The 19,000-nt window shown below is 69.4% G+C and carries 16 protein-coding genes; 8 read left to right on the top strand and 8 right to left on the bottom strand.

Annotated features, from left to right (window positions below; genetic code table 11):
• Position 1: 1 nt before the first annotated feature.
• Entirely contained in the window at positions 2-853 is an 852-nt protein-coding gene (locus tag NM1_RS32985) for an SDR family oxidoreductase (protein WP_068029156.1), read from the bottom strand.
• Between the two features lie 177 nt (positions 854-1,030).
• Entirely contained in the window at positions 1,031-1,753 is a 723-nt protein-coding gene (locus NM1_RS32980; protein ID WP_084520272.1) for a TVP38/TMEM64 family protein, read from the bottom strand.
• Between the two features lie 286 nt (positions 1,754-2,039).
• On the opposite strand from NM1_RS32980, the gene NM1_RS32975 reads away from it, so the two are divergent.
• The 6 genes from NM1_RS32975 (at position 2,040) to NM1_RS32950 (ending at position 10,882) form a co-directional block, all read left to right on the top strand.
• Positions 2,040-3,917, top strand: a complete 1,878-nt coding sequence (locus NM1_RS32975; protein WP_068029153.1) for a methylmalonyl-CoA mutase family protein — start codon at positions 2,040-2,042, stop codon at positions 3,915-3,917.
• Positions 3,918-6,179 carry a methylmalonyl-CoA mutase gene (gene scpA / locus NM1_RS32970; RefSeq protein ID WP_068029150.1) on the top strand — a complete coding sequence of 754 codons (2,262 nt, stop codon included), beginning with the start codon at positions 3,918-3,920 and terminating at the stop codon, positions 6,177-6,179.
• Positions 6,180-6,277: 98 nt separating this feature from the next.
• Positions 6,278-7,321, top strand: coding sequence for a methylmalonyl Co-A mutase-associated GTPase MeaB (meaB, locus tag NM1_RS32965; protein WP_068029147.1), 1,044 nt, complete (start codon positions 6,278-6,280; stop codon positions 7,319-7,321).
• A gap of 188 nt (positions 7,322-7,509) precedes the next feature.
• Entirely contained in the window at positions 7,510-8,184 is a 675-nt protein-coding gene (locus tag NM1_RS32960; protein ID WP_068029143.1) for an L-2-amino-thiazoline-4-carboxylic acid hydrolase, read from the top strand.
• A gap of 119 nt (positions 8,185-8,303) precedes the next feature.
• Positions 8,304-9,143, top strand: coding sequence for an oxygenase MpaB family protein (locus NM1_RS32955; protein WP_068029140.1), 840 nt, complete (start codon positions 8,304-8,306; stop codon positions 9,141-9,143).
• Between the two features lie 167 nt (positions 9,144-9,310).
• Positions 9,311-10,882, top strand: coding sequence for an adenylate/guanylate cyclase domain-containing protein (locus NM1_RS32950; RefSeq protein ID WP_246010690.1), 1,572 nt, complete (start codon positions 9,311-9,313; stop codon positions 10,880-10,882).
• On the opposite strand, the gene NM1_RS32945 is transcribed toward NM1_RS32950, so the two are convergent.
• The 3 genes from NM1_RS32945 to NM1_RS32935 form a co-directional block, all read right to left on the bottom strand.
• Positions 10,879-11,769, bottom strand: a complete 891-nt coding sequence (locus NM1_RS32945; RefSeq protein WP_068029135.1) for an amidohydrolase family protein — start codon at positions 11,767-11,769, stop codon at positions 10,879-10,881. The two genes, NM1_RS32950 and NM1_RS32945, sit on opposite strands and share 4 nt — an antisense overlap.
• 13 nt (positions 11,770-11,782) lie before the next feature.
• A complete protein-coding gene (locus tag NM1_RS32940; RefSeq protein WP_068029132.1) occupies positions 11,783-12,820 on the bottom strand; it encodes a nucleoside hydrolase in 1,038 nt (345 codons plus the stop codon).
• 68 nt (positions 12,821-12,888) lie between these two features.
• Positions 12,889-14,103: an FAD-dependent monooxygenase gene (locus tag NM1_RS32935; RefSeq protein WP_068029128.1), complete on the bottom strand. Its 1,215-nt coding sequence runs from the start codon at positions 14,101-14,103 to the stop codon at positions 12,889-12,891.
• A gap of 102 nt (positions 14,104-14,205) precedes the next feature.
• Between NM1_RS32935 and NM1_RS32930 the strand changes: the two genes are divergently transcribed.
• Positions 14,206-14,778, top strand: a complete 573-nt coding sequence (locus NM1_RS32930) for a TetR/AcrR family transcriptional regulator (protein WP_068029125.1) — start codon at positions 14,206-14,208, stop codon at positions 14,776-14,778.
• Between the two features lie 67 nt (positions 14,779-14,845).
• Positions 14,846-15,601 carry a thioesterase II family protein gene (locus tag NM1_RS32925; protein WP_246010687.1) on the top strand — a complete coding sequence of 252 codons (756 nt, stop codon included), beginning with the start codon at positions 14,846-14,848 and terminating at the stop codon, positions 15,599-15,601.
• A 12-nt stretch (positions 15,602-15,613) separates the two neighbouring features.
• Here the strand turns inward: NM1_RS32925 and NM1_RS32920 are convergent, their stop codons facing one another.
• The 3 genes from NM1_RS32920 to NM1_RS32910 form a co-directional block, all read right to left on the bottom strand.
• Positions 15,614-15,994, bottom strand: a complete 381-nt coding sequence (locus NM1_RS32920) for a DUF2784 domain-containing protein (RefSeq protein ID WP_373864087.1) — start codon at positions 15,992-15,994, stop codon at positions 15,614-15,616.
• 471 nt (positions 15,995-16,465) lie between these two features.
• Complete coding sequence (locus NM1_RS32915) at positions 16,466-17,929, bottom strand: SDR family NAD(P)-dependent oxidoreductase (protein WP_068029117.1); 1,464 nt, start codon at positions 17,927-17,929, stop codon at positions 16,466-16,468.
• A gap of 88 nt (positions 17,930-18,017) precedes the next feature.
• A complete protein-coding gene (locus NM1_RS32910; protein WP_084520271.1) occupies positions 18,018-18,899 on the bottom strand; it encodes an alpha/beta fold hydrolase in 882 nt (293 codons plus the stop codon).
• Between the last annotated feature and the right edge of the window lie 101 nt (positions 18,900-19,000).

The raw sequence follows: 19,000 nt of genomic DNA, 5'->3' as shown, positions 1-19,000 counted from the left end.
GCTACCCGAGGCCCTCCGGTGGCCAGCGGCGGAACCCGCCCTCGGAGTCGATGACATTGCCGGTGATCCACTCGGCCTCGTCCGTCGCCAGCCAGGCGATGAGGCGGGCCGGGTCGTCGGGCATGCCCCATCGCCCCGCCGGGAACAGGGATGCGACGTATTCGTAGTCGGCGCCGCTCATGTAGTCGGTGTCGACCGGGCCGGGATTGACGGTATTGACCGTGATGCGGCGGTCTGCCAAAGACGTTGCGAGAGTGCGGGTTATCGACGCGAGCGCGCCCTTCTGCAACGCATACGCGAATTCGCCCGGCATGCCGTCGGCGATGTCCTGCCCGGAGGACATCATGACGACCCGGCCACCCGGCGCTACCGCCCGCGCGCGGGCGAACGCCTGGATCAGCAGGATCACCGAGCGCGTATCGATGGACCAGTGCGCGTCGAGCATATCGGCGTCGACGGTGTCGAGGGTGCCGTCTCCGCCGCTGAGCGCGTGGTTGGCGATCAGAATGTCGATGGGGCCCAACGCCGCTGCCGCCTGGGTCAACAGCCGGGCGGGAGCCTGCGGGTCGGACAGGTCGCCGGGACCGTCCGCGACACGCGCGTTCGGATCGGCCAGTGCCGCACGGACTCCCGCCACGACCTCCTCGGGACGATCCGCGCCCCACGGCTTTTCCGCATCGTGGGGAATGTGGTGATGCAGGTAGATACTCGCGCCGTAGGCGGCCAGCCGCCGCGCCACCGCATATCCGATACCACCGCGCCTGCTGGCGCCGGTGACGAGTGCGGTGCGCCCGCGCAACGGCAGCGGATCGCGGCGGAGTTCCTCGGGGGTGGGGTCGGGAAGCAGGGGCATGGCGCGCATGGTGTCATCGCTCGTGCCGCACGGTCACGCGAATTTCCCGCGAGTCGCCGCACAGCTTCGTAGCACCAGCTCCCACGCACCCATTGCACGTTCCCGCACCCCTTGCGAGAGCCTGCAAGGGGTGCGGGAACGTGCAGAGGGTGCGGGATGCCGGGGTGGGGCCGGGTTTCAGTGTGTGGCGTTGTGGACGGGTGTTGTGTCGGGAGGTGCGGTGGCCTGCGGTTCGGTCGGTGTGGCGGCTACCGCGAATTTGTCTGCGCCCCACCGGGCGTCGACGACCAGGCCCAGTACGCCGATGGTGATGCACACCCCCGACAAGACCAGCAACCCGGGCTCGGTGCGGCCGGTGAGCGCGTCGCCCAGTACAACCACGCCGATCGTGCCGGGGAGGATGCCGACAATGGTTGCCAGCAGGTACGGCAGCATGCGCACCGACGACAGGCCCGCGCAGTAGTTGATCACCGAGAACGGCACCGGTGCGATCAGCCGCAGCGACCCCACCGCCAGCCAGCCGCGGCGTTCGAGCCGACGATCCACGGCCCGTACCGCGGGGTGGGTGAGCCGGGCCGCCACCTGATCCCGATCGAGCGCCCGCACCAGCAGCAGTGCGAGGATGGCGCTGAGGGTCGTCGCCGCCACCGCCACCGTGATGCCGAGGACCGGGCCGAACAGCAGCCCGGCGCTGAGCGTGAACACGGTGCGCGGGAACGGCGCGACCGTCACGATCGCATGCACCGCGAAGAACACCAGGGGGAACAGTGGACCTACCGAATCGGCCCAGTCCCGGACCTGCTGCGGGGCCGGATGCGGCGCCAGCAGCGCGACCGCGATCAGCGCGCCGCCGAGCACCAGCAGCGCCAGTACGCGCGGATCGCGGATTCTCGACAGCACCGCACCTGCACTCCTCAGCACCGAGCCAGGCTACCGGAGCGCCGCGCGAGGTTACCGGTTGGTAGCGGGAGGCTGCGCGAACAACGAGTGGCACTGCGGTTAGCATCAGTGGAAGACGGATGAATGCTCGTTAACTGAAATGCCCGTTGACCTGCTCGGACCGTGCTCGAAGCGCGATGTGAACGATACACACAACGCGCTGCGAAGACGGTGCGAAGGGTTGGGGTTACGCCCAGATATCCGGTACAGCTGAAGTATCGGATCGAGTGGAAGAGGAACAGCAGCGATGCCGACTGGTTCGGATCCGGGCGCAGACGTCGTGCCCGGATATGCCGCATGGCGGAAGGGCGTGGCCGGGGTTCTGGCCAAGGCCCGCAAGGTGGATGCGTCCGAGCTCGGTGACGAGCCGGAGAAGCTGCTCGAGGTCTCGACCTACGACGGGCTGACCGTGGCCCCGCTCTACACCCGGCGCGACGAGCTGCCCGAGCAGCCGCTGCCGGGTGAGTTCCCGTTCGTGCGCGGCTCGGACGGCACCCGCGATGTGCATCGCGGCTGGTATGTCGGCGCCCGGTTCGGCGGTGGGGATGCCGCCGAGGCGAATCGCGAGATCATGGCGGCGCTGGAGAGCGGCGTGAGCGCGGTGTGGCTGGGTGCCGGGGAGCGCGGGGTCGCCGTGGCGGACCTGCCGACGGCGCTGCGGGGGCTGCTGTTCGAGCTGGCGCCGCTGGTGCTGGACGCGGGTGCGGACCTGGACGGCGCTGCGGCGCAGCTGTTCTCGATCCTGGACGGTTATGTCCTTCCGGAGGGCGCCGCGGCGTCGAATCGGGCCGACATCGAGGTCGCCCTCGGGGCGACGCCCCTGACCAGCCGGTTCAATGGCACGCCGCACGTCGAGATGGATGCCGCGGTGTCGTTGGCGCAGCAGGCGATCGCGCGGCCGGAGACGGTGCGCGCCCTCACCGTGTGCGGTGTCGCGTTCCACAACGAGGGTGCCTCCGATGCGCAGGAGCTGGGTGCCGCGGTCGCCGCGGGCCTGGAGTACCTGCGGGTGCTCACCGACGCCGGTGTCGATGTGGCGGATGCGCTGGGACAGCTGATGTTCCGCTTCGCCGCCACCGACGACCAGTTCGAGACCATCGCGAAATTCCGTGCGGGACGGCGGTTGTGGGCGCGGGTGGCGCACGAGCTGGGCGCCCCGGCGTTCGGCAACGCGCCGCAGTACGCGGTGACCTCGGCGGCGATGATGACCCAGCGCGACCCGTGGGTGAACATGCTGCGCACCACGCTCGCCGCCTTCGGCGCGGGTGTCGGCGGCGCCGATTACGTGACGGTGCTGCCCTTCGACTCGGCGCTGCCGCCGGGTGAACTCGACGTGTCGCAGGCGTTCTCGGACCGGATGGCCCGCAACACCCAGCTGTTGCTGCTGGAGGAGTCGCACCTCGGACACGTGCGCGACCCCGGCGCCGGGTCCTGGTTCGTGGAGAGCCTCACCGATGAGCTGGCGCATCGGGCGTGGGAGTTCATGCAGGAGATCGAGCGGGCCGGGGGTTACCTGGCCGCGCTCGAATCGGGACTGCTGGCCGAGCGCATCGCTGCCGTGCGCGAGCGGCGCGAAGCCGATGTGGCACACCGGAAGACGGCCGTCACCGGCGTCAACGAATTCCCGAACCTGGCCGAGGAGCCGCTGTCGGAAGCGGCGCGGCTGCCCGGCGCCGTGGCCCGGTACGGCGCGGCGTTCGAGGCGCTGCGCAACCGGTCCGACGCCTATCTGTCGGCGCACGGCGCGCGCCCGCGGGCGGTGCTGATTCCGCTGGGGCCGGTGGCCGAGCACAATGTGCGGGTCACCTTCACCGCGAACCTGCTCGCCTCCGGAGGCATCGAGGCGGTGAACCCCGGTGCCCTCGAGATCGCCGGAATCGGCGCGGCGGCAAGCGAATCCGCCAGCACGATCGCGGTGCTGTGCGGCACCGACGCGCGCTACGCGGCCGAGGCGGGCGCCGCGGTGGAGCAGCTGCGCAGCGCGGGCGTGGCCACGGTGCTGCTGGCCGGACCGGAGAAGGCGGTCGCCGAACTGTCCGGCACGCAGCGGCCGGACGGATTCCTCACGGCCCGCATGGACGCGGTGGCGGCCCTGTCCGGCCTGCTCGAGAAGGTGGGAGCGTAGATGACTACACGGGAGATCAAGCACCTGATCGGCAGCTTCGCCGAGGTCCCGCTGGACAACCCCGGCGCGGCGGAGGTCGGCGGCGAGCAGGTCGAGGCGTTCGTGCAGGCCGCCGCGGCGGCGAATCACTATGCGCCCGAACAGCTGGTGTGGCCGACGCCCGAAGGTATCGACGTGCCACCGGTGTTCACCAAGGCCGACCGCGATCGGATTGCGGCCGAAGGGTATCCGCTGGATTCGGTCCCGGGTATCGCGCCGTTCCTGCGCGGCCCCTACCCGACGATGTACGTCAACCAGCCGTGGACGATCCGCCAGTACGCAGGCTTCTCCACCGCGGCGGATTCCAACGCCTTCTATCGCCGCAACCTCGCCGCCGGGCAGAAGGGCCTGTCGGTCGCGTTCGACCTGGCGACGCACCGCGGCTACGACTCCGATCACCCACGCGTGACCGGTGACGTCGGCATGGCCGGTGTGGCCATCGATTCCATCCTGGACATGCGGGAGCTGTTCGACCACATCCCGCTGGATCAGGTGTCGGTATCGATGACCATGAACGGTGCGGTGCTGCCGATCCTGGCGCTGTACGTGGTCGCGGCGGAGGAGCAGGGCGTCAAGCCCGAACAGCTGGCCGGAACCATTCAGAACGACATTCTGAAGGAGTTCATGGTCCGCAACACCTACATCTATCCGCCGAAGCCGTCGATGCGGATCATCTCCGACATCTTCGCCTACACCTCGGCGAAGATGCCGAAATTCAACTCGATCTCGATCTCCGGCTATCACATCCAGGAGGCCGGTGCGACGGCGGATCTGGAGCTGGCCTACACCCTCGCCGACGGCGTCGAATACATTCGCGCCGGGCTGGACGCGGGGATGGAGATCGACCAGTTCGCACCCCGGCTGTCGTTCTTCTGGGCGATCGGCATGAACTTCTTCATGGAGGTCGCGAAACTCCGTGCGGGACGGCTGCTCTGGAGCGAGCTGGTGTCGAAGTTCGAGCCGAAGAGCCAGAAATCGCTGTCGCTGCGCACCCACTCGCAGACCTCGGGCTGGTCGCTGACCGCGCAGGACGTGTTCAACAATGTCGCCCGCACCTGCGTGGAGGCGATGGCCGCGACGCAGGGCCACACCCAGTCGCTGCACACCAACGCGCTCGACGAGGCGCTGGCGCTGCCGACGGACTTCTCCGCCCGTATCGCCCGCAACACCCAGCTGCTGATCCAGCAGGAGTCCAATACGACCCGCCCGATCGATCCGTGGGGCGGCTCGTACTACCTGGAGTGGCTGACCCACCAGCTCGCCGAGCGGGCCCGCGCGCACATCGCCGAGGTGGAGGCGCACGGCGGTATGGCGCAGGCGATTTCGGAGGGCATCCCGAAGCTGCGCATCGAGGAGGCCGCCGCCCGCACCCAGGCCCGCATCGATACCGGCCAGCAGCCGGTCATCGGCGTGAACAAATACCAGGTCGAAGAGGATCAGCAGATCGAGGTCCTCAAGGTCGAGAACTCGCGGGTGCGCGCCGAACAGGAGGCCAAGCTGCAGCGGCTGCGCGCCGAGCGCGATGCCACCGAGGTGGAGCGGGCGCTGGGCGAGTTGAGCCGGGCTGCGGCGGCTTCCGGCGGCGGCATGGAGAACAACCTGCTCGCCTTGGCCATCGACGCCGCCCGCGCCAAGGCCACCGTTGGCGAGATCTCCGACGCGCTGGAAAAGGTGTACGGGCGCCATCAGGCCGAAATCCGTACTCTCTCAGGCGTTTACCGCGAGGAGGCCGGGAAGGTGACCAACATCAGCAGGGCCATCGACCTGGTGGAGGAATTCGCCGAGGCCGAGGGCCGCCGCCCCCGCATCCTGGTGGCCAAGATGGGCCAGGACGGCCACGACCGGGGCCAGAAGGTGATCGCCACGGCCTTCGCCGATCTCGGCTTCGACGTCGACGTGGGCCCGCTGTTCCAGACCCCGGACGAGGTGGCGCGACAGGCGACCGACAACGATGTGCACGTGGTGGGCGTGTCGTCGCTGGCGGCCGGTCACCTCACGCTGGTGCCCGCCCTGCGGCAGGCGCTGGCCGACGTCGGACGGCCCGACATCATGGTGATCGTCGGCGGCGTCATCCCGCCCGGCGACTTCGAGGAGCTGTACCAGGCGGGCGCCGCGGCGATCTTCCCGCCCGGCACGGTGATCGCCGATGCGGCGGTGGACCTGCTGAAGAAGCTGGCGGGCGAGCTGGGCCACGAGATCGGCGAGCCTTCCGGAGCGGAATGAGCACGGGCGCACGAGCGAGTGACGATGCCGGGCCACCGGTATCGGGCGGAGGTGCGGTGAATATCCCTGGCACGCAGGCGCTTTCCACCGAACGCGGAATGGCACCGGCGGGCCGGGGTGCATCGCCGGGTTCCGGCGGCAAGGCGGCGCGGCGTCGTGAGGTCGACGTCGAGCAGCTCGCACAGGCCGTGCGGGGCGGCGAACGGGCCGCGCTGGCACGAGCCATCACGCTGGTCGAATCGACCCGCGCCGATCATCGGGATGCGGCGCAGCGGCTGCTGCTGGCGCTGGGCACCGATACCGCGCAGGTCGAGTCGAACCGGGTGGGCATCACCGGCGTTCCGGGCGTGGGCAAGTCGACGTTCATCGACGCGCTGGGCATGTCGCTGATCGAGGCGGGGCATCGGGTCGCGGTGCTGGCCGTGGACCCCTCCTCGACGCGGACGGGCGGTTCGATCCTCGGCGACAAGACCCGGATGGCGAAGCTCTCGCTGGAGCGCGACGCCTATATCCGGCCGTCGCCGACCGCGGGCACCCTCGGCGGGGTGGCGAAGGCGACGCGCGAGACGATCGTGCTGCTGGAGTCGGCGGGCTACGACGTGATCCTGGTGGAGACCGTCGGCGTCGGGCAGTCGGAGGTGACCGTCGCCAATATGGTCGACGTGTTCTGCTTCCTCACCCTGGCGCGCACCGGAGATCAGTTGCAGGGCATCAAGAAAGGCGTGCTGGAGCTGGCGGACCTGGTCGCGGTGAACAAGGCCGACGGCAGGCACGAGATCGAGGCGAAGGCGGCGGCGCGCGAGCTGCAGGGCGCCATGCGGCTCATCCACCCGCGCGAATCACTGTGGCGGCCACCGGTTCTCACCATGAGCGGCCTGAACGGCACGGGCCTGGACCAGTTCTGGGACACGGTGCTCGAACATCGCCGGGTGCTCACCGAGGCGGGCGAGTTCGCCGAGAAGCGCCGCCGCCAGCAGGTGGACTGGACCTGGACCATGGTGCACGACCACCTGCTGCGCCGCCTCGCCGAGAACCCGGGCGTGAAATCGATTCGGGGACAGGTGGAGAAGGCGGTCCGCGACGGATCGCTCACCCCCGCCCTGGCCGCCGAGGAGATCCTGCGCGCCTTCGACGAGCGCTGAACCGGGTGGACGCGGCGGGTGCGCGTATGGCATCCTGCCGTCGTCAGTAATGATCTGCATCGTTGACGCCAGGTAGGTCGGTGGAGTGCGTCGGCGTGCTCGTTCGGTTGCGAGCACGGCGGCTTGCCTCCTCGGGCGTAGTGGCTGTGTTTTCGGGACCGGACACGTCTCGAAAGGACAGCACTTCCATGAACACCGACCAATTCGGGCTCTCCACGGGCGAATACGTGCCCGACCCCGAGCGCGACACCGCGCTGATCGTCGACGGATTCTTCGACAGCATCGCCGCCACGGCCCGCGACCACGGCATCGACGGCGACCCGATCGCCTCGATGCGCACGGCACTCGCGGAATCGGAGGCCGCCGACGCCGATCGGATCGTCGACGAGCCCGCGCGCCACAACCTGCGCATGACCCTCGCGCTGGTCGTCGCCTACCGTCACCTCACCCCGCTCATCGGGCGCGACGCCGCGATCGAGGCGGTGCACCGGGCCTTCGTCGAGCCGCTGAACGAATCACTGCAGGCGGCCACCAGGTCCATGCTCGACAATGCCGCCGACCCGTTCGCGGCCATGGTCGAGGTCAGCAAGACACGCGAGAATCAGGCGTTCGGAACGGGTTTCGGCTTCGAACGCGCGGCCGACGACGCGGACCGCTACCACCTGAACGTGATGCGCTGCTTCTACTACGACGTGCTCGCCGCACACTCGGCCACGGAACTCGCGCCGGTGATGTGCGCCTTCGACGGCAACTGGATCGAGGGCATCGATCCGGACCGGCACGGCTTCCGCTTCGACCGGAGCACGACCATCGGGCTGGGCGGAACACACTGCCCGTTCCATTTCGATCGGGTTCCGGAGTAACACAGAGATAAGCGACTGGGACAGTGGTTGATTCACTGTCTCAGTCACTCTATCGTGGAAGGAGGCGGTCGTCGCCGCCTCCCGGCACCGGCCGGGATCGAAGACCCGGAGGTTCGACGATGAACTCCGATTCCCTGTTGCGGCACTACGCCGCCGACGCCCGTTCGCTGCTACCCGGCGCCACCGCCGGTGTCCTGCAGTTGATGTACCCGCAGCTCGGTGCCGGGGTGGAGGAGCATTCCGACTTCTTCGCCGAACCGTTCGGGCGCATCGTGCGCTCGGTGCCCCAGATCTGGGCGACCATTCTGGAACCGGACGCCGCGGCGCGCGGCCGGCACATCCGGGACCTGCACCGCGATATCGGCGGCGTGGACCGGCAGGGCCGCAGATATCATGCGCTGCAACCGGATACGTTCTGGTGGGCGCATGCCACGTTCACCTGGGAGATCTTCCGCGCGGTCGAGCTGTTCCATCCCGAAACGCTCACCCGCGCCGACGAGGAACGCCTCTATCGCGACACGGTGCGGTGGTACGAGGGCTACGGCCTGAGCATGCGTCCCGTGCCCCCGGACTACCGGTCGTTCCGGATACGTTTCGACGAGATCTGTTCCGGCACCCTCGAACTCACGCCTACCGCGGCGCGTGCGCTGGACATCGGAGCGCGCGGGAGCGCGGCGGATCTGCTCCCGGTGCTGCCGCGGCCCCTGGTGCGCGCGGCCGACGGCCTGATCACCCCGCCCGCGCGAATCCTGCTGTTCGGCTGCCTGCCGGACCCGGTCCGGACGCGTTTCGCCATCCCGTGGACCCGCGCCGACCGCGTTCGGTTCGCGGCGCTCACGGCCGCCGTCCGGGGCGGCGCCCGACTCGTCCCGCACCCGGTCAATCGCTGGGGCGTTCGTACGGCGCTGCGGTACGTCGGCGCGTACACCCGCCCGGACCGCTACCGGCCCGCGGCATAGCTCGCCGCGCATCCACGTGACCGCTACCTGGCCCGCCGCACAGCTCGGTTCGCGGCACGCATCGTCTCGCGCTGACCTGTGTCCGGACCGCCGTCGGTTGGTCACCGGTGAGGCCGCCGAGGTTGTGCCTCCGGCGGGTATGTCACTTTCCCCCCTAAGCTGCACCCGTGGTCGATGGTGAGGTGACGCCCGCGGCGCTGGGACCCGCGCCGTGGGGTTCGAGGCTGCTCGGATCCGCGGACGAGACCTCCGGCAGGCGGCGGGTGCGGGTGCAGCTGCTGCTGACGGTGCCGCTGCTCGCCGCGAATCTGACCGGAATCGCCGTCGTGATCGCCCTCGTCGGTTTCGTACTCCCCGGGCCGTCGGTGTTCAGCCGCACCCTGATACTGCAGAATTTCGTCGCGACACCGCTGTACTCCGCCGCGGCCGTGCTGATCGGGACCGTCTGGGGCACGGCGTCGGGCCTGCGGGCGTTGCGCTGGGCGACGGCGGATCCCGACCGCGTGCCGACCGAGGCGGAACAGGCCGCGGCGGCCGCGGTGCCCCGTCGGCTGGTGATGCTGCAGGCGGCGCTCTGGGCCGGGGGCGCGGCCGTGCTGACCCCGCTGTACGGCCTGGCGGACCCGGCGCTGATTCCGAAGATTCTGCTGGGCCTGGGATTCACGCTGGTGGTCGTGTGCGCCTTCAGCTACCTGGTCGCCGAGTTCGCCCTGCGGCCGGTCACGACGCGGGTACTCGAGGCGGCCCCGTCGCGGCGGCGCCGCGGCAGCGGCGTATTCGGGCGGTCGATCGTGGTGTGGGTGGTCGGCACGGGCGTACCCGTCGCCGTCATGATGGTCCTCGCGGTCCTCGCGCTCACGCCGATGGATATCAGCACCCAGCGGCTCGCGATCTGCGTGCTGTCGCTGGGCGGATCGACGCTGGTGTTCGGGCTGCTGCTGATGATGCAGACGCTGGCGGCGAGCCTCGCGCCGATCCGCAGCGTGCGCCGCGCGCTGCGGCGGGTCGAGGACGGCGATCTCGACGTCGCGGTCACGGTGTTCGACGGCACCGAATTGGGCGAGCTGCAGAGCGGATTCAACCGCATGGTGGACGGCCTGCGGGAGCGGGAGCGGCTGCGGGATCTGTTCGGCCGCCACGTCGGCGACGATGTGGCCGCCGCCGCGCTGGCCCGCAACCCGGAACTGGGCGGCGAGGAGGTCGAGGCGGCGGCGCTGTTCATCGACATCATCGGATCCACGACGATGGCGGCCGCCCGCCCCGCGAACGAGATCGTCGCGCTCCTGAACGACTTCTTCGGCGTCGTGGTGGACGAGGTGGAGCGGCACGGCGGCCTGATCAACAAGTTCGAGGGCGACGCCGCCCTCGCGATCTTCGGCACCCCCGCGCCGCTGTCCGATGCGGCGGGCTCAGCGCTGGCCGCGGCCCGGGCGATCCGGTCCCGGCTGTCCGGCGCCGCAATGGAATTCGATGCCGGCATCGGGGTGGCCGCCGGCCCGGTGGTGGCGGGCAACGTCGGTGCGCATCGGCGCTACGAGTTCACCGTCATCGGCGACCCGGTCAACCAGGCGGCGCGGTTGTGCGAGCTGTCCAAGCAGGAACCCGGCCGGGTGCTGGCGTCCGGCGCCACCCTCGCCGCGGCCGACGAGAGCGAGCGAAAGCATTGGCGGCTCGGGGAATCGGTGACGTTGCGCGGCCGATCCGAGCCGACCCCGCTGGCCCGGCCGCTGCCGGACTAGCCGATCTCGAACAGCCGGGCCGCGTTGCGGTAGCAGACGTTCTGCAGCCAATTCTCGCCCAGGTCCAGGCGTTCCAGCGCGTAGAGCGCATGTCCGTAGGAGTACGGGATATTGGGGAAGTCGCTGCCGAACAGGATGCGATCGCCGAAATACCGCAGGCGGCCGCGCTCGCTGGTGGGGAATGGATCGTCGGATTCGAAGAAGTCGGTGAAGTTCATGGTGGTGTCCAGGTGGACGCCGTCGAATCGCTGGGCGATGTCCAGGAATTCGGAGTATTCGGGGGCGCCCATGTGCGCGACGATCAAGCGCAGCCGCGGATACCGCTGCAGCAGTTCGGCGATGGGGCCGGGCCCGGTGAACTCGCCCGGCGCGGGGCCCGATCCGCAGTGGACGAGCACCGGAATCCCGGCGTCGGCAAGCATCCCCCACACCTCGTTGAGCCGCGGATCGCGCGGATGGAAATCGCCGACCTGGATGTGCACCTTGAAGATCCGCGCGCCCGCCTCGATCGCGGCCTCCACATAGCTGTCGGCGTGTGGTTCCGGAAAGAACGTCGCGGTGTGCAGGCAGTCCGGGGTGCGGGCGGCGAAGTCGGCCGCCCACTCGTTGAGCCAGGCCGCCATGTCCGGCTTGTGCGGGTACACCAGCGACGTGAAGGCGTGAACACCGAAGCCGCGCAGCGTCTTCAGCCGCACCTGCTCGTCGTCGCGGTAGGTGATCGGCCAGGGTCGCCCGATGAGCGGCCCGGCCGAGTCGAAGTACGACCACACCTTGCGCAGGACTCGCTCGGGCATGAAATGCGTATGCACATCGATGAGCCCGGGCAGCCGGAGCCGCTGCCGGAACTCGGCGATGTACGCCGTGTCGTCGTCACCGTTGACGCTCAACGAGCCTCCTGTCCTACGCCGGCGGATAGGCGTTGCGTGCGAAGTCCCCGACCCGCTCGACGAGCCGATCGAAGAATGCGGGCGGATCGGTGCCGATCGCGATGTCCGCGTTGGGTTCCCGGCCCCACATCCCGGCCCAGTCCGCGATGGTGGCGCCCCGGGTGAGCGTCCCGCCCAGCTCGACGTCGACGGTGGCGGGTCGGGTCACCGCGAGGGTGGGGTCGAGCGCGAGCGCGGCAGCGAACGGATCGTGCATATGCGCCAGGTACGGCTGCCCGTGGTCGCGATGGAACTCGAAATAGAATCGGACGGCATCGGTGACGAACCGGACGACGGGGTTACCGGCCTGCGAGCGGACTCCCCGGGTATCGGATTCGGAAAGATGTTCCACCGGAACGCTTTCCGCTCGTTCGGCCAGGCGAACCACGTGTTCGGGATACATCTCGATGGTCTCGGTGATGTCGAGCCCGCAGACCAGCGGCCTGCGGTCGGCGGGAGCCGCGGCGAAGGCGTCGAAGACCTCCTTCCACGCCTCGGGATCGACATGCACGTTCCACTCGTTGGTCGGCGTGGTGTTGCCGGGCCGCTGAAACGCTCCGCCCATCACGACCAGCCGTCGAAGCAGCTGCGGCAGTTGCGGTTCCAGGCGCAGTGCCAGCGCCAGGTTGGTGAGCGGACCCGTGCACAGTCCGATGATCTCGCCGGGATGCGCCCGCGCGAGATCCACCCACAGCCGCGCCGCGGACCGGTCGGACAGCGTGCGCGCCGACGGCGGGAACTCCGCGTAGCCGATGCCCTGCGGCCCGTGGGTGTCCTCGGTGGTGCGCAACGGAATCGCCAGCGGGGATTCGACGCCGAGAGCCACCTCGATATCCGGTGCCCGGCACAGGTCCAGCAACGCGAGATTGTTCGCCGCCACCTGCGGCGCCGGGACGTTTCCCGCGGTGGAGGCGATCCCGACGATCTCGGCCTCCGGGCTGGCCAGGAGATACAGCAGCGCCAGCGCATCGTCGATACCGGTATCGACATCGGTGATGATCTTCTGCCGCACGGTCCGAGCGTAGCGAGCGCCCGGAACGCCGAAGTTCCCGGCCGGGTGCCCGGCCGGGAACCGACCGTTCAGTACGTCGGCAGCTCGTAGCTGTCGGTCTTGCCGAAGAAGATCTTCTTCGTCACCGGCCTCATGAGCCGCGACATCATGGCCCGATTCGCCGTGCGGCGCAGCGCGGTCCCGAAGTTCGTCGGCGACAGCATCATCTTGATACCGCCGCCCGGCAGCTCCTTGGCCTTGTCCAGGAACGGCGTGACCCGGTCCTCGTAGCGGCGCAGCGCCGCGGGCAGATCGCCCGGGGTGGCGGCGATTTCGCCCGCGAGGATGTACGCGCCCACGATGGCCATCGCGGTGCCCATACCGGTCATCGGCGACCCGCAGTACCCGGCGTCACCCGCCAGCGTCACCCGACCGGCGGCGAGGCTCGGCATATCGATGCGCGCCAACTCGTCGAAGTAGAAGTCGGGGGTGGTGGCCATGGCGGCGAGGATGGCGGGGGAGTGCCACCCGGCGTCGCCCAGCATCCCGTGAATGAGCCGCTGCTGTGCCGCGGTATCGCGACGCAGCGCCGGATCGGGCTCGGCCAGCAGCGTGAGGATGGCCTTCGAGGTGCTGGGATCGTGGTCGGGCCGGATGCCGACGGCCGCGCTGGGCACCAACTGCATGGCGAACCAGCCGGGTTTCACACCCGGCGGGGTCGGGATCGTGAAGAACGAGGCGTACCCGCCGAGGTAGGTGCTGAACTGCTCCTCGGGGCCGAAGGCGAGACGCCGCGTCGCCGAATGCACGCCGTCCGCGCCGACGACCAGGTCGAAACGCTCCGTGCGGCCGGTCGAGAAGGTCACGTCCACGCCGTCGGCATCCTGGGCGAGAGCCTCGATCCACTCGCCGTAGCGATAGTCGAGTTCGCCCCCGGCCGCCGCCACCTCGTCCAGCAGCACCTGATTCAGGTCACCGCGCGTGATCTCGATTTCCGCGACCGGGCCCTGGCCGTCGAAGTCCTCCATCGTCATGTTGGCGTAATTGCGGCCCCGGGAGTCGATGTAGGAGATGCCGAGCTCCTCGAGCTGATACTTCCGGATGCCGGGCATCAGGCCCATGCGCTCGGCCACCTCGCGGCTGGGACCGCGCAGATCGACGGCCTGGCCGCCGGGCCGGGGAGCGGCCGCCCGCTCGACCACGGTGACCCGGATTCCGGACCGAAGCAGTTGCAGCGCAACGGCATTACCGGCGATGCCGCCGCCGGAGACGAGGATGTGCGGGGAGGGTGCGGAGCTGTTCACGATGTCGTCCTGTTCCTTGGTTCGAACGTCTTAGACAAATGTCTAACAGAGAGTGGCACAGATGTCTAGTACAAATGTCTAAGACGCTGGTAGGGTGGGGTCATGGGAAATCGGGAAGACCTCTTGGCCGGTGCTCGCAAGGCGATTCTCGAGCGGGGCCTGGCGAAGGTGACCGCGCGCGATATCGCCGCCGCCGCGGGCGTCAGCCTGGCCGCCATCGGCTATCACTTCGGATCCAAGGACCGGCTGGTGTCGGAGGCCGTCACCGAAGGGGTCGGCAGCGACATCGGCGACGGCGTCGAGGAGGCGATCCGGGATGCGGGGGAGGGGCGCTCGCTGTGGGACTCCATTGGGCCCACGTGGAACGGCATGCTCGACGTCGTCCAGAAGAACCACGAGCAGCTGCTGCTGAGCCTCGAGAACGGGGTACGGATCGCCCGCTCCGAGGAACTGCAGGCCTATCTGTCCGAGGCGACCGCGGGTGCCTACGCCGATATGGCCGCGGCCCTGCGCGACGTGCACCCGGAGCTGTCGGCCGAGGAGGCGCGCGCCGTGGCGAAGCTGTACTTCGTGTTGTTCCAGGGTTTCGCGCTTCTCCACCTGCTCGCCCCGGCGGGTGATCTGCTGCACGGTGAGGATGTGGAACTGGCGGTGAAGACGCTGCGCGCGAAGTAAGCTCGCGATCGGTCACCGATCCGGGTTCCCGGCAGGTCGAGAGATGTGTACGGAAGGAGGCCCGAGCGTGGCGCGATCCATCGAGGGTGCCGAGTGGCTGCGAGAGCTGCGGGGTGCGGCACAACCGCGTGTGGTGCTGGTGTGTTTCCCGCCGGGTGGCGGCTCGGCGAGCGCGTATCACGCACTGGCACAGCATCTCTGCGACGGCGTCACCGTGGTCGCGGTGCAATACCCGGGGCGGCAGGACCGGCTCGGCGAACCGATGGTCGCCGATATCGGAGCACTGGCCGACCGGGTCACGTGCGATCTGCGGGCCTGGCGCCCCGGCGCGGATCTGGCGCTGTTCGGGCACAGCATGGGCGCCACCGTGGCCTTCGAGACCGCCCGGCGCCTGGAGGCCGAGGGGCGCAACCCGATTCGGCTGTTCGCCTCCGGCCGGATCGCGCCGTCGGACCCCTATCCGGGGCGGCTGCACGAGGCGCCGGATACGGATCTGATCGCCGAATTGGAGCGGCTGGCCAACGATCCCGCGTCGGTGGCCGTGCTGCGCAGCGAGCCCGGGCTGGCCGAGCTGGTGCTGCCCGCCGTGCGCAACGACTACCGGGCCGTCGAGACCTACACCTGCCCGCCGGGAGAGCCGCTGCGCTGCAACGTTTCCGCGTTGCTCGGCGACGCCGACCCCACCCTGACCCCGGAACAGGCCGACCGCTGGCGCAAACACACCGCGGGCGATTTCGAGCTGGCGATCTTCCCGGGCCGGCACTTCTACCTGGACGAACGGGTGCCGGAGCTGGCGGAGTTCATCGCTGCCCGCCTGCCCTGACGGGTCCCGGGCTCACACCGGAGATCGGGGAACCCTGGCCGTCGTCGGCCGCGACCGCCAGTACAGCCCCGCCCACGACGCCAGCACCACGATCACCACGAGCAACCGCACCAGATCCAGTGCGTCGCGGGGGTAGAGGACTCCGGTGATGTAGTGGTCGATGAAGCCGCTCGGCGGCAACCCCTCCTGGCCTGCGCGATGCCGGGCCCAGTTCTCCAGATGAGTGAGCGGGCAGTCGACTCCGACCAGAACCGTGCTGAAGCCCCAGAGGACCGCCACCAGGTGCGTCCAGATCGTCCAGCGCCACCGCCACGCCAGAAATCCGCCCGTCACCAGATAGATGACGAACAGGAAGTGCACTCCCGCGGTGGCGTCGGCCAGCAGCCGGTACATCACAGTTACCAGCGTAACCGCAGGTAGTCCGGGTGCGCACGCAGTCAGCCCAGGTAATGGGACTCCAGTACGAGATCTTTCGGCAGGAAGGCGCGCCGCGAATCCTCTTGGCCCCCTGGTGATTGCGCCTACGGACAATACCAATACTCTGATATGCGCATTAACGAATGAGTACGCCGACGTGTCGGCACGCGCCAGGGGGAGCGGCCACGGTGTGTCGGGAGCAATGGCTGGGGAAGGGGAGGGTGGGGTCATGGCGACGTGAGTCTCGCTCCCCGCTGAAGTTTCGACCTGAAGCTGCAGGATATCGGGCGTGTGAGGGTTCCAGACGCCGCTTGGGCAATATTTAGATACCGTTATCTACCTATGCGAATTTATGCATGAGTGCCACAAATGCGAGTCTCGAATAGAACTCGCCCAAAAGAACAGACCAAGAGGGAAGGGCCCGAACGGGTTTCGTGGAACCGGACCTCACCAGTTGGAGGGCTGGTAGTCCTTGAGGAAGCAGCCGAACAGGTCGTCGCCGCCTTCGCCGCGGATGATCGGGTCGTAGACGCGGGCGGCGCCGTCGACGAGGTCGAGGGGCGCGTGGAAGCCCTCGTCGGCGAGGCGGAGCTTGGTGTAGTGCGGGCGCTCGTCGGTGATCCAGCCGGTGTCGACGGCGGTCATCAGGATGCGGTCGGTGTCGAACATTTCCCGAGCGCTGGTGCGGGTGAGCATGTTCAGCGCCGCCTTGGCCATATTGGTGTGCGGGTGGCCGGGGCCCTTGTAGCCGCGGCTGAAGACGCCCTCCATGGCCGAGACGTTCACGACGTACTTGCGGCGCGCGGGGGCGGCGGCCATGGCGGGGCGCAGTCGCGAGACGAGGATGAAGGGGGCCACCGAGTTGCACAGCTGCACCTCGAGCAGCTCGGTGGCGTCCACCTCGGCGACGTTCTGCACCCAGCTGTTGGTGTGTGCGAGGTCGGGGACGAGGCCGCCCGCATCGATGGCGACGCCGCGGGAAATCCGTTCGGGCGTGGCCGATCCCGCGACGAGCGCGAGCTCGGTGACCTCGGTCGCCGACAGCGCCGAACCGAGGGATGCGGTGAGCGCGGTCGGGTGGGCCTGCATGGTCTTGCCGAAGCTGATCATGTCCGGGAGCGCGCCCGCGGGCAGCGGTCCGGTCTCGGCCTCCACCAGCGCGCCGTACGCGCCGGGGGAGCGGCGGACGGTCTGGGCGGCGTTGTTGATGAGGATGTCGAGCGGGCCCTGCGCCGCGACGTCGTCGGCGAGGGCCACCACCTGCGCCGGGTCGCGCAGATCGATGCCGACGATGCGGAGGCGGTGCAGCCAGTCGGCGCTGTCGGGCTGCGCGGCGAATCGGCGGATGGCGTCGTTGGGGAAGCGCGTGGTGATGGTGGTGTGGGCGCCGTCGCGCAGCAGCCGCAGGGCGATGTACATGCCGATCTTGGCGCGGCCGCCGGTGAGCAGGGCGCGGCGGCCGCGCAGGTCGGTGCGGGCGTCGCGTTTGGCGTGGCTGGTGGCGGCGCAGTCGGGGCAGAGCTGGTGGTAGAAGGCGTCGACGCGGGTGTAGCGCTGCTTGCAGATGTAGCAGGGCCGCGGGCGGATGAGTTCGCCGGCGGTGCCTCCGGTGGTGTTGGAGGACAACGGGATTCCGGCCGTCTCGTCGTCGATGCGGTTCGGGGAGCCGGTGGCGGTGCCGGCGACGACGGCGCGGTCGGCGGCGGCCTTGGCGTCGCGGGTCTCGATCCGTCGCCGGCGTTTGAGCTGCTTGAACAGGTGGCCCACGGCCCGCTGCACGGTGAGCGAGTCGGGGTGGTCCTTGTGGAGCTGCCCGGCCTGGTCGAGTACGCGCAGGCAGACTGCGAGTTCGTCGGGGTCGATGGCGGTGTCCGGCGATACCGCGGCGGTCGTCGGGTCGTGGTCGGCCATCGTGCTGGGATTCGGTCCTTCGTGCGCTGGTGGGTTGCCGACCCATTCTCGCATCCTGCGCATGGCGGGCAGCGCGGCGGTCGGCCGACTAGCGGGGCGAGTACTCGATCGGCGAGTTGTCGGCGCGCAGGTCATCGATGAAGTTGGCGATCGCCTCGACCACGAGGAGGGGTTCGGTGATGGGCAGCCAGTGGTCGGCGGGGAGTTGGTAGCACCAGAGCCGGTCCACGCCGCGGCGGACGTGTGCCGCGGCGGCCGGGAGGGCGGCGGCGTCGGCGCGGTCGACGATGAGCTGGACCGGGACGGCGGTGTGTCGTTCGCGTGGTCGCAGCAGGTGGTGGGCGAGGTTGGCGTGTACGAGGCGCGCGCCCGCGAGCAGGTCGGTCGTCCAGGTGCGGGACGGCAGCGGGGCGCCGCGCAGTATCCGGGCGCGCAGGCGCGGCCAGCGCAGCAGTCGGCGGCCCAGGACGAGCCAGCTCAGCCCGGGAAGCTTCCACCAGCGAGTATTCGGCAGTCGTGGCTCGCGCAGGGCGAGCGCGAGGCGGTCCAGGTCGGGGGCGCACAGGGCGGTGCCGGAGGCGATGCGGATGTTGGCGCGCGGATCGCCGATCGCCTCCCATACCTGGAATGCGCCCCAGCCGTGCCCGGCGACGTGTGCGGGCCGATCCGGGCTGACCGCGTCGAGGACCGCGTACAGGTCCTCGGCGAGCCGGTCGAGCCGATAGTCTTGGGAGCGACGGGATTTGGCGGAACGGCCGTGGCCGCGGACGTCGTAGGTGACGACATGGAAGCTGTCGGCGAGCATATGTGCCACGTCGTTCCAGACGCGGTGCGTGTCGGTGGCGCCGTGTACCAGGACCAATGTCTCGGCGTTGGGATTGCCGCGTTCGTAGACGGCGAGGGGGAGGCCGCCGCCGCGTACGGTGCGTCGGCGCGGCCGGGCGAAGTCGGTGTCGGGCAAATGGGTCATGGTGCCTACCTCGTGGGGCGGGGTGTTCGCACCCCGATCGTACCGCCGGTACGGAGCACCATACTGTGAGTGTGAGCATGCCGGTGGAGAGGGTCGTACCG

This window comes from Nocardia mexicana NBRC 108244, assembly GCF_001613165.1.
GTDB classification, from domain to species: domain Bacteria; phylum Actinomycetota; class Actinomycetes; order Mycobacteriales; family Mycobacteriaceae; genus Nocardia; species Nocardia mexicana.
This window is presented reverse-complemented; position numbering and strand designations above follow the sequence as displayed.

Bases quoted from the DNA above. Each gene is read 5' to 3' on its own strand.
- NM1_RS32985 (WP_068029156.1), bottom strand. From the start codon at position 853: ATGCCCCTGCTTCCCGACCCCACCCCCGAGGAACTCCGCCGCGATCCG.
- scpA (WP_068029150.1), top strand. From the start codon at position 3,918: ATGACTACACGGGAGATCAAGCACCTGATCGGCAGCTTCGCCGAGGTC.
- NM1_RS32930 (WP_068029125.1), top strand. From the start codon at position 14,206: ATGGGAAATCGGGAAGACCTCTTGGCCGGTGCTCGCAAGGCGATTCTC.
- NM1_RS32955 (WP_068029140.1), top strand. From the start codon at position 8,304: ATGAACTCCGATTCCCTGTTGCGGCACTACGCCGCCGACGCCCGTTCG.
- NM1_RS32910 (WP_084520271.1), bottom strand. From the start codon at position 18,899: ATGACCCATTTGCCCGACACCGACTTCGCCCGGCCGCGCCGACGCACC.
- NM1_RS32920 (WP_373864087.1), bottom strand. From the start codon at position 15,994: ATGTACCGGCTGCTGGCCGACGCCACCGCGGGAGTGCACTTCCTGTTC.
- NM1_RS32915 (WP_068029117.1), bottom strand. From the start codon at position 17,929: ATGGCCGACCACGACCCGACGACCGCCGCGGTATCGCCGGACACCGCC.
- meaB (WP_068029147.1), top strand. From the start codon at position 6,278: ATGGCACCGGCGGGCCGGGGTGCATCGCCGGGTTCCGGCGGCAAGGCG.
- NM1_RS32975 (WP_068029153.1), top strand. From the start codon at position 2,040: ATGCCGACTGGTTCGGATCCGGGCGCAGACGTCGTGCCCGGATATGCC.
- NM1_RS32960 (WP_068029143.1), top strand. From the start codon at position 7,510: ATGAACACCGACCAATTCGGGCTCTCCACGGGCGAATACGTGCCCGAC.